The 13,899-nt window shown below is 70.5% G+C and carries 11 protein-coding genes and 1 pseudogene; 5 read left to right on the forward strand and 7 right to left on the reverse strand.

Going from position 1 to position 13,899, the window contains the following annotated elements; all coding sequences use genetic code 11:
* Window positions 1-35 precede the first annotated feature (35 nt).
* Window positions 36-542, forward strand: coding sequence for a hypothetical protein (locus IFT77_RS16210; protein WP_192170635.1), 507 nt, complete (start codon window positions 36-38; stop codon window positions 540-542).
* Between the two features lie 493 nt (window positions 543-1,035).
* Here IFT77_RS16210 and dnaB read toward each other — a convergent pair whose 3' ends face one another.
* The 7 genes and pseudogenes from dnaB to IFT77_RS16245 form a co-directional block, all read right to left on the reverse strand.
* Window positions 1,036-2,439 carry a replicative DNA helicase gene (gene dnaB / locus IFT77_RS16215; protein WP_192170636.1) on the reverse strand — a complete coding sequence of 468 codons (1,404 nt, stop codon included), beginning with the start codon at window positions 2,437-2,439 and terminating at the stop codon, window positions 1,036-1,038.
* Window positions 2,440-3,127: 688 nt separating this feature from the next.
* Entirely contained in the window at window positions 3,128-3,580 is a 453-nt protein-coding gene (gene rplI / locus IFT77_RS16220) for a 50S ribosomal protein L9 (RefSeq protein ID WP_123547383.1), read from the reverse strand.
* A gap of 28 nt (window positions 3,581-3,608) precedes the next feature.
* A complete protein-coding gene (gene rpsR / locus IFT77_RS16225) occupies window positions 3,609-3,869 on the reverse strand; it encodes a 30S ribosomal protein S18 (RefSeq protein WP_055964231.1) in 261 nt (86 codons plus the stop codon).
* A gap of 51 nt (window positions 3,870-3,920) precedes the next feature.
* Complete coding sequence (locus IFT77_RS16230; RefSeq protein WP_192040481.1) at window positions 3,921-4,496, reverse strand: single-stranded DNA-binding protein; 576 nt, start codon at window positions 4,494-4,496, stop codon at window positions 3,921-3,923.
* A 111-nt stretch (window positions 4,497-4,607) separates the two neighbouring features.
* Window positions 4,608-4,970: pseudogene (gene rpsF, locus IFT77_RS16235) on the reverse strand (30S ribosomal protein S6); the annotation flags it as partial.
* A gap of 210 nt (window positions 4,971-5,180) precedes the next feature.
* The gene (locus tag IFT77_RS16240) at window positions 5,181-6,587 is read right to left on the reverse strand and encodes a sugar ABC transporter substrate-binding protein (RefSeq protein WP_192170637.1); all 1,407 of its coding nucleotides are present in this window, start codon (window positions 6,585-6,587) and stop codon (window positions 5,181-5,183) included.
* 16 nt (window positions 6,588-6,603) lie between these two features.
* The gene (locus IFT77_RS16245; RefSeq protein ID WP_192170638.1) at window positions 6,604-8,034 is read right to left on the reverse strand and encodes a CCA tRNA nucleotidyltransferase; all 1,431 of its coding nucleotides are present in this window, start codon (window positions 8,032-8,034) and stop codon (window positions 6,604-6,606) included.
* A 173-nt stretch (window positions 8,035-8,207) separates the two neighbouring features.
* On the opposite strand from IFT77_RS16245, the gene IFT77_RS16250 reads away from it, so the two are divergent.
* From IFT77_RS16250 to trxA, 4 genes are all read left to right on the forward strand, one after another.
* Window positions 8,208-10,526 carry a DUF6049 family protein gene (locus IFT77_RS16250; protein ID WP_192170639.1) on the forward strand — a complete coding sequence of 773 codons (2,319 nt, stop codon included), beginning with the start codon at window positions 8,208-8,210 and terminating at the stop codon, window positions 10,524-10,526.
* Window positions 10,523-12,196: a murein biosynthesis integral membrane protein MurJ gene (gene murJ, locus IFT77_RS16255; RefSeq protein WP_371741097.1), complete on the forward strand. Its 1,674-nt coding sequence runs from the start codon at window positions 10,523-10,525 to the stop codon at window positions 12,194-12,196. The genes IFT77_RS16250 and murJ overlap by 4 nt, the downstream gene beginning before the upstream one ends.
* Window positions 12,197-12,415: 219 nt before the next feature.
* A complete protein-coding gene (gene trxB, locus IFT77_RS16260) occupies window positions 12,416-13,423 on the forward strand; it encodes a thioredoxin-disulfide reductase (protein WP_192040485.1) in 1,008 nt (335 codons plus the stop codon).
* 71 nt (window positions 13,424-13,494) lie between these two features.
* Complete coding sequence (gene trxA, locus IFT77_RS16265) at window positions 13,495-13,821, forward strand: thioredoxin (protein ID WP_123547390.1); 327 nt, start codon at window positions 13,495-13,497, stop codon at window positions 13,819-13,821.
* The last annotated feature ends 78 nt before the right edge of the window (window positions 13,822-13,899 follow it).

Raw genomic sequence — 13,899 nt, forward strand, 5'->3', positions numbered from 1 at the left:
GAAGGTGCACCGATGACGCTCCCGCGAGTCAACCCGTGAGCCACGAGGAGTACACGGTCGAGGATCTCGCTCAGCTAAGAGACACGGATCTTGGCGACCAGCAACTAATTGCCATGGGCGAAGTCGCCGTGTGGGCGGCGCGCGTCGAGCGAACGCTGGCCCTCGTAGTGGCGAGCCTCATTGGCGGAACACCCGACGCCGGCGCCCTTGTGACGAACGGTCTCTCCTTTAATCGACTGCTCGAGCTTGGCTCTCAGTTAGCGACCCGCCGGCCCGAAGGCGACACGGTGCGGAAGAACATCGAACGGCTCGGTGCGCCGATGAGACTTGCGATGGAGAGTAGAAACCACCTACTACATGGCGAATGGGTGCCGTGGAGCGAGGGCATAGCCAAGGCCACTCTCACGCGAACACGAGGTACCAAAGAGCGAGAGTTCTCGGTTCGGGCTGTGGAGGATGTAGCCAATGACCTCGCCAACCTCGCAAACGAGCTCTTTTGGCTTCACCTTGTTGCGAGCGGGCAGATCCGCGCTGGCGACTGAGCTACGCAGTAGTTACTGAACTACGGACGTTCTAGTCGTCGAGCTGCGCGCGGACGCGGCGGGCGATGGCCCCCTGCAGCTCGTCCTTTTCCAGCAGCTCTGCAACGAGGGCGCGAGTGACGTGCACGTGCGTGACGCGGACGCGGCCCTGAGTCTCTGCGAGGCCTGCGGCGTAGTCGATGAGGCCTCGCTAGACCTGGGGCGACAGGTCGGCGGTGATGCGTACGGGCTTGGCTCGAATGACGTTCGGCCGGGGTGCTGGCGCCGCCTCGGCGGCGGGCGCTCCGGGCTGGCTCTGCTCGGGCGTCGTCGACGCGGCTCTCTGAGTTGTGCGAGCAGCTCGTGCTCGCAGCTCTTCCGCTTTCGTCATCGTCCTGCTCGCAGCGTCTCGATCTCGTCGGCGGCTCCATGCAGGTCAGATTGTCGTCTTTCATCAAAAGCGACAATCTAGGCAGCATTTCGACAAACTAAACCGCAGACGACAGTGACGGGTCTAGCTGGGCATGTCCACGAACCGCGAGAACATGCCGTGGAAGGCCACGGTGATCGTGTCCGTCGGGCCGTTGCGGTGCTTGGCGACGATGAAATCGGCCTCGCCCTGGCGCGGGTTGTCCTTCTCGTAGGCGGACTCGCGGTGCAGCAGGATGACCATGTCGGCGTCCTGCTCGAGGGAGCCGGACTCACGGAGGTCGCTGATCGCGGGCTTCTTGTCGGCACGCTGCTCGGGGCCACGGTTCAGCTGCGACAGCGCGATGACCGGCACCTGCAGCTCCTTGGCCATCAGCTTGAGCGCACGCGAGAACTCCGAGACCTCCTGCTGACGGCTCTCGACGCGCTTGCCCGAGGTCATCAGCTGCAGGTAGTCGATCACGACGAGCTTGAGGTTGTGCTGCTGCTTCAGCCGACGGCACTTCGCCCGGATCTCGACCAGCGTCATGTTGGGCGAGTCGTCGATGAAGAGGGGCGCGTCGTTGATGCGACCGCGCACCTGCGCGATGTTCGTCCAGTCGCGGGCGTCGACGGTGCCCTTGCGCATGTTCTGCAGCGGCACGCTCGACTCGGCCGACATCAGGCGCATCGCGATCTCGCTGCGCCCCATCTCGAGCGAGAAGAAGACCGAGGCCTGGCCGTGCTTGATCGACGCCGCCCGCGCGAGGTCGAGCGCCAGCGTCGACTTGCCGAGCGCCGGTCGCGCCGCCACGATGATCAGCTGACCGGGGTGGAACCCGTTGGTCAGCGCGTCCAGCTGCGCGAAGCCGGTGGGCACGCCGGTCATCTGCCCGTCACGGCCCTTGGCCGCCTCGATCTCGTCGATCGCGACCGTCACGGCCTCGTTCAGGGGCACGTAGTCCTCGGTCTGGACTCCCCCGGCGACGTTGTAGACCTCGGCCTGCGCGTTGTTGACCAGGTCGACGACCTCGCCCTCGCTCGCGTAGCCCATCTGCACGATGCGGGTGCCGGCCTCGACCAGGCGCCGCAGCACCGCCTTCTCGGCGACGATCGACGCGTAGTAGCCGGCGTTGGCGGCCGTGGGCACGACGCCGGTGAGCGTGTGGAGGTACTCCGCGCCTCCTGCCCTCGACAGGTCGCCCGACTTCATCAGCTCGTCGCTGACCGTGATGACGTCGGTGGGCTCGCCGTGCGAGTACAGGCCGAGGATGGCGTCGTAGATGACCTCGTGCTTCGGCACGTAGAAGTCCATGCCGCGGACGGTCTCGATGACGTCGGCCACCGCGTCCTTGCTCAGCAGCATGCCGCCGATGGTGCTCTGCTCGGCCAGCAGGTCGTGCGGGGGCACCCGGTCCATGCCCGTGCCCATGCCGCCGCGGTCGCTGCGCTGCTGCCGGTCGCTGTCGCCGGAGGTGCCGCTCGCGATACCGAGGTGAGCGATCGACATGGGACCTCCTGCAGGGTGTTCGGGTGCGTGCCGGACGGCGACGGACGTCGTCCAGGACGGTTCTACAGCGAGCGACCGACATCCCCGTGCCGAGCCCCCGCGACCCCCGTCTGGCGAGCGCGGTACACCTTATGGACACCTAGTTCTCCACAGCAAATGCACCTGTGGATAACTCTGGGGAGAACCGGTGAGAAACGCCGGGAGTGCTTGTTGACAACTGTGGATCGTCCTGTGGACAAACAGATACTTCGCAGCGACTTGGGCATTCTGACCTGGGCTTTATTTTCCCGCAGCCTGTGTGTAGAAAGTTCCTTGAACCGTGGGTTGAGAGTCCCGATTTGACATCCGGCTGTGCACAGACAAGTTGACAAGGAGGCGCGGCACCCGGTACGAGCGCAGGTCGCGTTCAGCTTGACGTAACCCCCTGTTCGGGGGCTGTTCGCCGTTTCCTGCGGGACCCTCGTGGACCGCCTCGTGCCCTCCGTGTGGCCTTCCGGACGAGATGACGCGGCACGCGGAGGCATCTTGTCCGGAACGGGGCATCGAGGCCCGCGCGCAGAGGAGTCGGCCCTGTCGAGCCCACCCTGAGCCGGCTGACGCGCCCTGGGCACGCAGAAGAGCGGCGACCCCCGAGGGGGCCGCCGCTCTGCTGTGCTGCGGTGGTGCTGGCTGCTGACGCAGCGCAGGACTACTTCGCGCTGACCACCGTGAGGGTGATCGTCGCGACGACGTCCTCGCGCAGGCGCAGGGTCGCCTCGTGGTCGCCCACGAGCTTGATCGCGGTCGGGATCTCGACCTTGCGCTTGTCGATGGTCGCGACGCCCTGGGCGTTGACCGCGTCCGCGACGTCGCCGGGACGGACGGAGCCGAACAGGCGGCCGTCGGCACCGGTCTTGACCGTGAGGCGGATCTTCTGGGCCTCGAGGCGGGCCTTGAGGTCGTGCGCCTCCTCGATGGTCTTGAGCTCGCGGGTCTCGCGGGCGGTGCGGATCTGCTCGACCTGCTTCTCGCCACCACGCGACCACGCCACGGCGAAGCCCTGGGGGACGAGGTAGTTGCGGGCGTAGCCGTTCTTGACGTCGACGACGTCACCGGCCGAGCCGAGGCCGGAGACCTCGTGCGTGAGGATCACTTTGGACATGGTTGCTCTCTCTTCCGTTCGCCGCTGATCAGCGGCCGGAGCCGGCGTAGGGGAGGAGCGCCATCTCGCGGGCGTTCTTCACGGCACGGGCGATGAGGCGCTGCTCCTGGACGGAGACGCCGGTGATGCGACGGGCGCGGATCTTGCCACGCTCCGAGATGAACTTGCGGAGGGTCGCGACGTCCTTGTAGTCGATGACGCCGACGCGGATCGCCTTCGCGGGAGCGGCGTTCTTGCCGCCCTTGCCGCGGAGGGGCTTGCGGCGGTCGCCGCTGCTCTTTCCAGCCATTGTTTTTCTGCTTTCGAGTTCAGATGAAGAAGAAGTGAGGTGCGACGAGGCCTAGAAAGGCGTCTCGTCGTTGTAGGTGCCGCCGCCGCCGGGGGTGTTCCAGACGTCGCCGCCCTGGGAACCGCCGCCCTGCTGGCCGCCGCCCTGAGCCGGTGCGGACTGGCCCCACGGCTCGGACTGCTGGCCGCCGCCGACCTGGCCCTGCTGGCCGCCGCCGCGGTTGCCCCCGAAGGAGCCACCGCCGCCGCCGCCTTCGCGAGACGAGGCCGCACGCGTGACCTGAGCGGTCGCGTAGCGGAGCGAGGGGCCGATCTCGTCGACGTCGAGCTCGAAGCTGGTGCGCTTCTCGCCCTCTTTCGTCTCGTAGCTGCGCTGCTTCAGACGGCCCTGCACGATGACGCGCGAGCCCTTCGTCAGCGACGACGCCACGTGCTCGGCGAACTCGCGCCAGACGCTGGCACGGAGGAAGAGCGCCTCGCCGTCCTTCCACTCGTTGGACGCGCGGTCCAACGTGCGGGGGGTCGACGCGATGGTGAAGTTCGCGACCGCGAGCCCGTTCTGCGTGTAGCGCAGCTCGGGGTCACTGGTGAGGTTGCCCACCACTGTGATGACGGTCTCGCCTGCCATCGGCTACTCGGCAGCCTTCGGTGCGGCGGGCGCAGCGGGAGCGGCAGGGGTCGCGGAGCCGGCAGGCGTCGCGGCACCGGCGGAGGCCGGTGCAGCAGCGGCGGCCGGAGCAGCGGCGGGAGCCTTGGCGGCCTTGCGGGCAGCCTTCTCGTCCGAGAGCTTCTTGGCCTCGGCGACCATCGCGATGGCCTCCTCGGCGCGCAGCACCTTGGTGCGGAGCACGGCCTCGGAGAGACCCAGCTGACGGTCGAGCTCGACCGTGGCGGCCGAGTTCGAGGTCATGTTGACGACGGCGTAGATGCCCTCGGTCTTCTTCTTGATCTCGTAGGCGAGACGACGACGACCCCAGATGTCGATGTTGTCGATCGTGCCGCCGTCGTTGCGGATGACGTTGAGGAACTTGTCCAAGCTCGGGGCGACGGTGCGCTCATCGATCTCGGGGTCCAGGATGACCATCAGTTCGTACTGGTGCATGACTAACCCACCTCCTTCGGACTTCGCGGCTACAGACGTTCTGCAGCAGGAGGGTGTTCATGACGTCGCGCCCGCCCGGGGGCAGACGCAACCTTCCCAGCGTAGCCGGTCGCCCCGCCTCGCACAATGCCGGGCTAGTGGCCAGCGACCAGCGCACGACGATCAGCCCGGCGCCCGGGCAGCCCGGCGCCCGATCAGCGAGGCGACCGATCAGCGAGGCGTCCCGCGCCCGCCCTCGCCGGGGTCGTCCTCGAGCGTGGCCGTCGCCAGCTCCTGGGCCCTGGCCAGCGCCTCCTCAACCGTCGTCGTGCCGAGGAACATCTCGTCGAGCACCGGGTCGACGACCGGCTCGGCGTCGCCCCAGATGCCGGTCGGGGCCGGGATCGAGCGCCCCGACGAGACGACGTCGAAGAACGGCGCCACGTCGACGCCCTGGTCCGACCAGTGCTCGTAGTAGGCGGCCTGGGCGCCGAGCACGGCGGGCACGGCCGCTCCCTCGGCGCCGATGTAGCGCGAGCCGTCGGTCGAGCCGAGCCAGGCCAGCACCCGCGCCGTGGCGTCGAGGTGGGGCGTGTGGGCGTTGCCTGCCGCGACGATGCCGTTCGACACGCTGACCCGGCCCTCGGGACCGGCGGGCATGCGCGCGACGCCCCAGGTGAAGTCGGACCCGGCCGCGACCGGCGCCAGGCTGTACAGCCCCGACTGGAACAGCGCCATGTGGCCGGACGTGAACTGGTCGCGGCTGTAGTCCGGGTCGGCGTTGGTGAGCGACGCCGGGGGAGCGACCCGGTGCTGCTGCACCAGGTCGACCACGTACCGGAACGCGGCCTGCGCCTCCGGCGTGTCCAGCTCGAAGGAGGTGCCCGTCGCGTCCTCGAGGCTCGCCCCGTTCGACCCGAGGTAGTCGAGCCAGATCGCCTGCAGGTCCTCGCCGGCGTTGTAGCCGTACTGCACCGGCGTGCCGTCGAAGGCGGGGTCGGCGGCGCTGCGGCCCTGGGCGTCGAGGGTCAGCTGCTCGAGCACCGGCAGCAGGGTGTCGCCCTCGCCGCCGCCGGGCGCCCAGGTCAGCTCGTCGAGCGCGGCGGGGTCGATGCCCGCCGCGGCGAGCAGGTCGGCGTTGTAGTAGAGCGCGACGCCGCCGTCGCTGAGCTGGGGCACGCCCCAGAGCCGGCCGTCGAGCGTGTACTGCTCGGTGACCTCGGGGCTCCAGGCGCGGTGCGCCGAGGCGCCGAGCACCCGGTCGACGTCGAGCAGGTCGCCCGCCTCGGCCTGGTCGGCGTAGGCGGCGCTGTTCAGCCAGTAGACGTCGGGGGCGCTGCCGTCGTCGACGTCCGACTCGAGGTCGGCGGCGTACTCGGCGTAGGGCACCACCTCGACGTCCACGTCGATCGTCGGGTTGTCGCGCTCGAAGGTCGCGAACGACTTCTCGTAGCCGGCGGCGACGCCCTCGTCCCAGAGCCGCACGGTGACGGTCGTCCGACCGTCGCGGCCGGGCGACGCCGTCGCGCCCTCGGACGAGTGGGAGGCGCCGAAGGCGGCGATGCCCGCCGCGGAACCGGCGACCACGACGACGCAGACGGCGGCGGCGATCGTGACGGAGCTGGGTCGGGTGCGCACGACCCGACAGTACGGCCTAGGAGGCGCGCGCCGCCCACCAGGCCAGCAGCCGGTCGGTCGCGACCTCGCTGCCGAGGGGCCCCTCCTCGGTGCGCAGCTCGAGCAGGAACCTGTACGCCTCGCCGACCTCGCGGCCGGGGGAGATGCCGAGCACGCGCTGGATGTCGTCGCCGTCGAGGTCGGGACGGAGCGAGTCGAGCGCCTCGCGTTCGCGCAGGTCGGCGATGCGGGCCTCGAGGTCGTCGTAGGCGAAGCCGAGCCGGTCGGCCTTGCGCTTGTTGCGCGTCGTCACGTCGGCACGGGTCAGCATGTGCAGGCGCTCGAGCTCGTCACCGGCGTCGCGGACGTAGCGGCGCACCGCCGAGTCGGTCCAGGCGCCCTCGGTGTACCCGAAGAAGCGGAGGTGCAGCTCGATCAGGCGGGACACGGCCTTGGTCGTGTCGTTGTCGAACCGGAGGGCGCGCAGGCGCTTCCGGGCCAGCTTCGACCCGACGACGTCGTGGTGGTGGAACGTCACGACCCCGCCCGGCTCGAGCCTTCGGGTGTCGGGCTTGCCGCAGTCGTGCAGCAGCGCGGCGAGCCGGAGGGTCAGGTCGGGAGCCTCGCCCGGGTGCCGCTCGCGCTCGTAGCCGATGGCCTGGTCGAGCACCGTGAGGCTGTGCTCGTAGACGTCCTTGTGGTGGTGGTGCTCGTCGATCTCGAGGCGCATCGCCGCGAGCTCGGGCAGGACGTGGTCGGCGAGGCCCGTGTCGACCATCAGCCGGATGCCGTCGCGGGGCGTGTCGGTGCGGAGCAGCTTCGAGAGCTCGTCGGCGACGCGCTCGACCGAGACGATCGACAGGGTGGAGGCGCGGGCCGAGATCGCCTCGCGCACCTCGTCCGACACGGAGAAGCCGAGCTGCGCGACGAAGCGTGCGGCGCGCATCATGCGGAGCGGGTCGTCGCGGAACGAGTCGACGGCGCTGCCCGGCGTCACGAGACGACCGGCCAGCAGGTCCTCCACGCCGCCCGACGGGTCGACGAGCACCCGCTCGGGCAGTCGCAGCGCCATCGCGTTGACGGTGAAGTCGCGCCGCACGAGGTCGCCCTCGAGGGTGTCGCCGAACTCGACGACGGGCTTGCGGGTCTCGCCGTCGTAGACGTCGCTGCGGTACGTCGTGATCTCGACGACCTCGCCGTCGACGCGGGCGGCGATGGTGCCGAACTGGCGGCCGACGTCCCAGTGCGCCTCGGCGAGGGGCACGACGATCTCGAGGATCTCGTCGGGGGAGGCGTCGGTGGTGAAGTCGAGGTCGTTGACCCGGCGGCCGAGGAACGCGTCGCGGACGGGGCCGCCGACGAGGGCGAGCTCGTGGCCGGCCGCGGCGAACGCGGCGGCGAGCTTCTCGATGCGGGGAGCGGCGGCCAGTCGGTCCAGTCGCTCGACTGCGGAGGCGACGGTGTCCATGACCGACCACTTTGCCACAGTGCGCCCGGCGCACCGGGCGGCGGGCGCCTCCTCCCCAGGGCTGAGGCCGTCCGTCGTCGGTCGCGTCCCGGGGCGCCCACCGCGACCGCATGGTCTCGATTGCCTAGACTCGGCATGCTCGTCGGCCGTCCCGCGCCGGCCGCACCCTGCCTATGAGACGACTCCACGCCCTGCTCGCCGCGCTGACGGCGGTGTTCGTCGTGGTCGTCGGGCTCGGCCTCGGGTCGTCGGGCTCGTCTCCCGCCCGCGCGGCCGCCGCCGTCTCGAGTGCTCCCGAGGACGCCGTCACGCTCTCGCTGGCGCCCGCCGAGTCGGGCGTGCTCGTGCCGGACCGCGACCTCGTGCTCGACGTCGTCGTCACGAACGCGACCGAGGACGACCTGGCGGCCTCCGTCGCCCGCATCTACCTCGACCGGCAAGCCTTCGTCACCCGCGCCAAGCTCGCCGGCTGGCTCTCGCCCGCCTCGACGAGCGGGAGCGACTACCTCGGCACCTCCCTGACGCGCGTCGACGTGCCCGAGGTCCCGTCGGGGCAGTCGCGCACCGTCGGCTCCGTGACCGTGCCGGCCGCGACCGTCGCGCTCGGCGGCTACGGCTGGGGCGCTCGGGCGCTCGGGGCCCGCCTGGTCGACGACGACGGGGCCCAGCTCGCCCAGGCGCGCAGCAGCGTCGCGTGGTTCCCGGCCGAGAGCTTCCAGGCGACGAAGGTCGCCGTCGCCGTGCCGATCACGACGCCCGAGACCGAGAACGGGGTGCTCGACGCGAGCGCCCTCTCGGCGTACACCTCGATCGACGGCACCCTGACGCGGCAGCTGAGGGCCGTGCAGGGCACGCAGGCCGCGGTGGCCGTCGACCCCATGATCATCGCCTCCGTCCGGCTGCTCGGCACCTCGGCACCGCCCTCCGCCCTCGACTGGCTCGACCAGCTGCTGCGGTCGGGCCTCGAGATGTTCCCGCTCGCCTACGCCGACGCCGACGTCGCAGGCCTGAGCCAGGGAGGCGCGACGCCGATCCCGACGCCCGTCTCGTTCGACGCCCTGATCGACCCGACGCTGTTCGCCGAGCCGACGCCGAGCGGCACGCCCGAGCCGTCGTCGAGCGGCACGTCCGACCCCTCGGCCGTCGAGCCGCCCGCCGAGGGCGGCACCGGGGGCACCGGCACCGACGGCACGGGAGGAACCGGCACCGGAGGCACCGGCACCGGCCAGGCGGACGACCCCTCGGCCGCGCCGCCCCTGCCCACCACCGAGTCGCTGCTGAGCTGGCCCTGGTCGACCACCGGCGTCGCGTGGCCCGAGGCCGACACGGTCGTCGCCGCCGACCTCGACGTCCTGGCCGCCAGCGGGTACACCTCGACGATCCTGTCCAGCTCGAACGTCGAGGTCTCGACCGGGGCGACCGAGAACGCGGCGACGCAGCTCGGGGCCACCGCGGGGCTCGTCTCGGACGACACGCTCTCGACGCTCCTCTCGGAGGCAGCCGGCGCCTCCGACGACGCGGCCTGGGCCACGGCGATGGCCGAGCTCTCCGCCAGCGTCGCCACCGTCGCCCGCGAGCGTCCGAGCGACGCCCGCACGCTCCTCGCCACGCTCGGTCGCGGCTGGTCGCCCGACAGCGCCTACCTGACGCGGACGCTGGCAGCGCTGCGCGACCTCCCGTGGTCCGCCGAGAGCACCCTGCAGGAGGCGGTGGCCAGCGCCCCGACCGCCGCCACCGTCGTCGACGAGCCCGAGGACGACGCGCGCGCCGCCCTGATGCGCACGCTCGCGACGGCCGACCGCCGCGTCTCCGACTTCTCCACCGCGCTCGCCCAGCCCCAGACGGTGACCGCCCCCTCGCGCCTGCGGACCCTCGCCCTCGCGTCGCACTCCTGGCGTGCGAACCCCGACGGCCTCGCCGCCGAGGTCGCCGACGCCGACGCCGAGTCGGTCGCCACGTCGGGTCTCGTCTCGATCGTGCAGGGCAGCGACCTCTCCATCCTCGGCGACCGCACCTCCCTGCCGCTCTACGTGCAGAACTCGACCTCGTCGGCGGCCACCGTCTACCTGATGGTGCAGCCGTCGAACTCGCTGCTGTCGGTCGAGCAGAACCGCATCGAGGTGACCGTCGCCTCCGACTCGCAGGCCCGTGTCCGCGTCCCGGTGCAGTCCGTCGCCAACGGGACCGTCGACGTGTCGCTCAGCCTCGTCAGCGCGACCGGCGTCGCCATCTCGACGCCGTCCACCGTGTCCATCTCGGTGCAGGCCGGCTGGGAGACCGCGATCACGTGGGTGTTCGCCGTCGGGTTCCTGGTGCTGTTCGGCGGCGGGATCTACCGGACGTTCCGCAAGCGGCGTCTCGCTCGCGAGGAGGCGGCGGCAGGGACGTCCGACGGTGCCGCCGGTGCGGACGGTGCCGTAGGAGCCGCCGGCAGCGACACCACCGAGACCGGTGTCCGACCTGACACCACCGAGACGGGTGTCAGTTCGTGAGCGCACAGCAGGCCGGCCTGGGCCGGGCGAGCGTGCTGCTCGCCTCGGGCACGATGGTGTCCCGGGTGCTCGGCTTCGTCAAGACCGCCGTGCTCGCCGCGGCCATCGGCCAGTCGGCCAGCCGGGCGGCCGACTCGTTCGCCCTCGCGAACCAGCTGCCGAACAACATCTACGCCCTCATCGCGGGCGGCCTGCTGAGCGCAGTGCTCGTGCCGCAGATCGTGCGTGCCGCCACCCAGGACGACGACGGCGGCCAGCGGTTCATCAACAAGATCGTGACGCTCGGCACCATCGTCTTCGCGGCGGTCGGCCTGGTCGGCACGCTGCTCGCGCCCCTGCTCGTGCGGCTCTACGCCCAACAGGCAGGGTCGACCGGTCAAGGTGGTTACACGTCCGACGCGATCGCCCTCGCCACGGCGTTCGCCTACTGGTGCCTGCCCCAGATCTTCTTCTACGCGATGTACTCGCTGCTCAGCGAGGTGCTCAACGCCCGCCAGGTCTTCGGGCCGTTCACCTGGGCCCCGGTCATCAACAACGTCGTCGCCATCGCCGGCCTGGTCGTCTTCATGGTGCTCTTCGGCGGATCGGCAGAGAACTCGGTCGTCGACGTCTGGACCCCCGGCCGCATCACCGTGCTCGCCGGCACGGCGAGCCTCGGCGTCCTGGCACAGGCAGGGTTCCTGCTGCTGTTCTGGCGACGTGCGGGGCTGTCGTTCCGTCCCGACTTCCGCTGGCGCGGCGTCGGCCTCGGGGCGACCGGCAAGGCCGCCGGCTGGCTCTTCGGGATGGTGCTCGTGACCCAGCTCGCCGGCCTCGTGCAGAGCCGCGTCGCGTCCGAGGGCAGCGGCACGGGCGCCTCGAACGCCGTGCTCGCCAACTCGTGGCTGCTGTTCATGCTGCCCCACGGCATCGTCGCCGTCTCGATCGCGACCGCCTACTTCACGCGCATGAGCGGGCACGCCTCGCGCGGCGACCTGCGTGCGGTGCGCACCGACCTGTCGCAGTCGCTCCGCACCATCGGCATGTTCATGGTCTTCGCGACGGTGGCCATGTGCGTCGTGGCCTACCCGTTCGCGAGCTTCTTCGAGAGCACCTTCACCGGGGCGAGCCAGATGGCGCAGGTCATCCTCGGCTTCATGCCCGGGCTCGTGCTCTTCAGCGTCCTGTTCGTCGTGCAGCGCGTCTTCTTCGCCCTGCACGACCAGCGCACGCCGTTCTTCATGCAGATCGTCCAGTCGGGCATCTTCGTCGTCGGCACGCTGATGTCGTCGGCGGTCGTGCCCGACGAGCTCATCGCCGTGGCCATCGCGATCACCACCTCGATCGCCGGCTCGGCCCAGACGATCGTCGCCCTCGTGCTCGTGAAGCGCCGGCTCGGCGGCATCGACGGTCGGTGGGTGCTGCGCCGTTACCTGCAGTTCGCCTTCTTCTCGCTGGTCGCCGGTGCCGTCGGGCTCGCCGTCGTGACCGTGCTGGGTGGTTTCACCCCCGACGGCTTCGCCCACTCGGGCCGCATCGCCGGCATCCTGACCGTCGTCGTCGCCGGGCTCGTCATGGCCGCGGTGTACCTCGGCCTCCTCGCGCTGATCCGCCTGCCCGAGCTGACCGACCTGACCGCCCCGGTGATCCGCCGGGTGCGCCCGCTGGCAGCGCGCCTCCTGCGTCGCTGACCCTGTCGCCGAGCCGGTCGCGACAGGCTGGCAGGCTGGTCGCCGAGCCGGTCGCCGACCGGCTGGCAGGCCGGTCGCTGAGCGCCGTCTGCGAGCCCCGGACCGACGGAATGCCCCGACCCTAGGATGTGTTGCACCAGACGGTCGAGCGAGGGCGAGACGGGCAGACCGCCCGCAGTCCCTCTCCCGTCATCCACGAACGTCACTGAGGAAGGTGCCATGCGCCAGATCATCATCATCGGCTCCGGACCCGCCGGCTACACGGCGGGCATCTACGCGGCGCGCGCCGGTCTCGAGCCGCTGATCGTGGCGAGCTCGGTCGAGGCGGGCGGCGAGCTCATGAAGACCACCGAGGTCGAGAACTTCCCCGGCTTCCCCGACGGCATCCAGGGCCCCGAGCTCATGTTCAAGCTGCAGGAGCAGGCCGAGAAGTTCGGCGCCGAGGTCCTGCTCGACGACGTCACCAGCGTCGACCTGACGGGCGACGTCAAGAAGGTCACGCTCGGCAGCGGCACCGTCGAGGAGGCGCTGACCGTGATCTTCGCGACCGGCAGCGCGTACCGCAAGCTCGGCCTGCCCGACGAGGAGCGCCTCAGCGGCCGCGGCGTCAGCTGGTGCGCCACCTGCGACGGCTTCTTCTTCAAGCAGAAGGAGATCGCGGTCGTGGGAGGCGGCGACTCGGCCATGGAGGAGGCGACGTTCCTGACGCGCTTCGCCTCGAAGGTCTACGTCATCCACCGCTCCGAGACGCTGCGCGCCTCGAAGATCATGCAGGACCGCGCGCAGGGCAACGACAAGATCGAGTTCCTGTTCAACAAGCAGGTCACGGCGATCCTCGGCGACGAGAAGGCCACGGGCGTGCAGCTGACCGACACGGTCGACGGCAGCACGAGCGACCTCGACCTCGACGGCCTCTTCATCGCCATCGGCAACGACCCCCGCGTGCACCTCGTGCACGGCCAGGTCGACCTCACCTCGAGCGGCACCATCGCCGTCGAGGGCCGCAGCTCGAAGACCAACCTCCGCGGCGTCTTCGCAGCGGGCGACGTCGTCGACGACACCTACCGCCAGGCGGCCACCGCGGCCGGCTCCGGAGTCGTCGCCGCGCTCGACGCCGAGCACTTCCTGGCGAGCCTCGACCAGACCTTTCTAGCCGAGAACACCGAGGGCGCCGCCGAGGGCATCGACACCGCCGAGTCGGTCGCCCCGGAGCCCGTCTCCGCCTGACCTGCGACCGCGGGTCGACGACGTCGGCCCGCACGCACGACCACACGAACCCCCTGACGAAAGGAACCACCATGAGCAGCGCCAAGGCAGTCACCGACGCCTCCTTCGAGGCCGACGTCCTCAAGTCCGACAAGACGATCCTGGTCGACTTCTGGGCCGAGTGGTGCGGCCCGTGCCGCGCGGTCTCGCCGATCCTCGACCAGATCGCGGCCGAGAACGCCGACAAGATCGAGATCGTCAAGCTCAACGTCGACGACAACCCGCAGACCGCCATGCAGTACCAGATCACGTCGATCCCGGCGATGAAGGTCTACAAGGGCGGCCAGGTCGTCAAGACCGTCATCGGCGCCAAGCCGAAGCCGGCCCTCGAGGCCGACCTGGCGGAGTTCCTCGCGTAGGTCGACCCCGCGTCGACGCACCGCCCGAGAGCCCGCCCAGCACCGCTGGGCGGGCTCTCGCCGTCTCCGGGCCGCTCC

The sequence above is a fragment of the Frigoribacterium sp. CFBP 13729 genome, assembly GCF_014841875.1.
Taxonomy (GTDB): Bacteria; Actinomycetota; Actinomycetes; order Actinomycetales; family Microbacteriaceae; genus Frigoribacterium.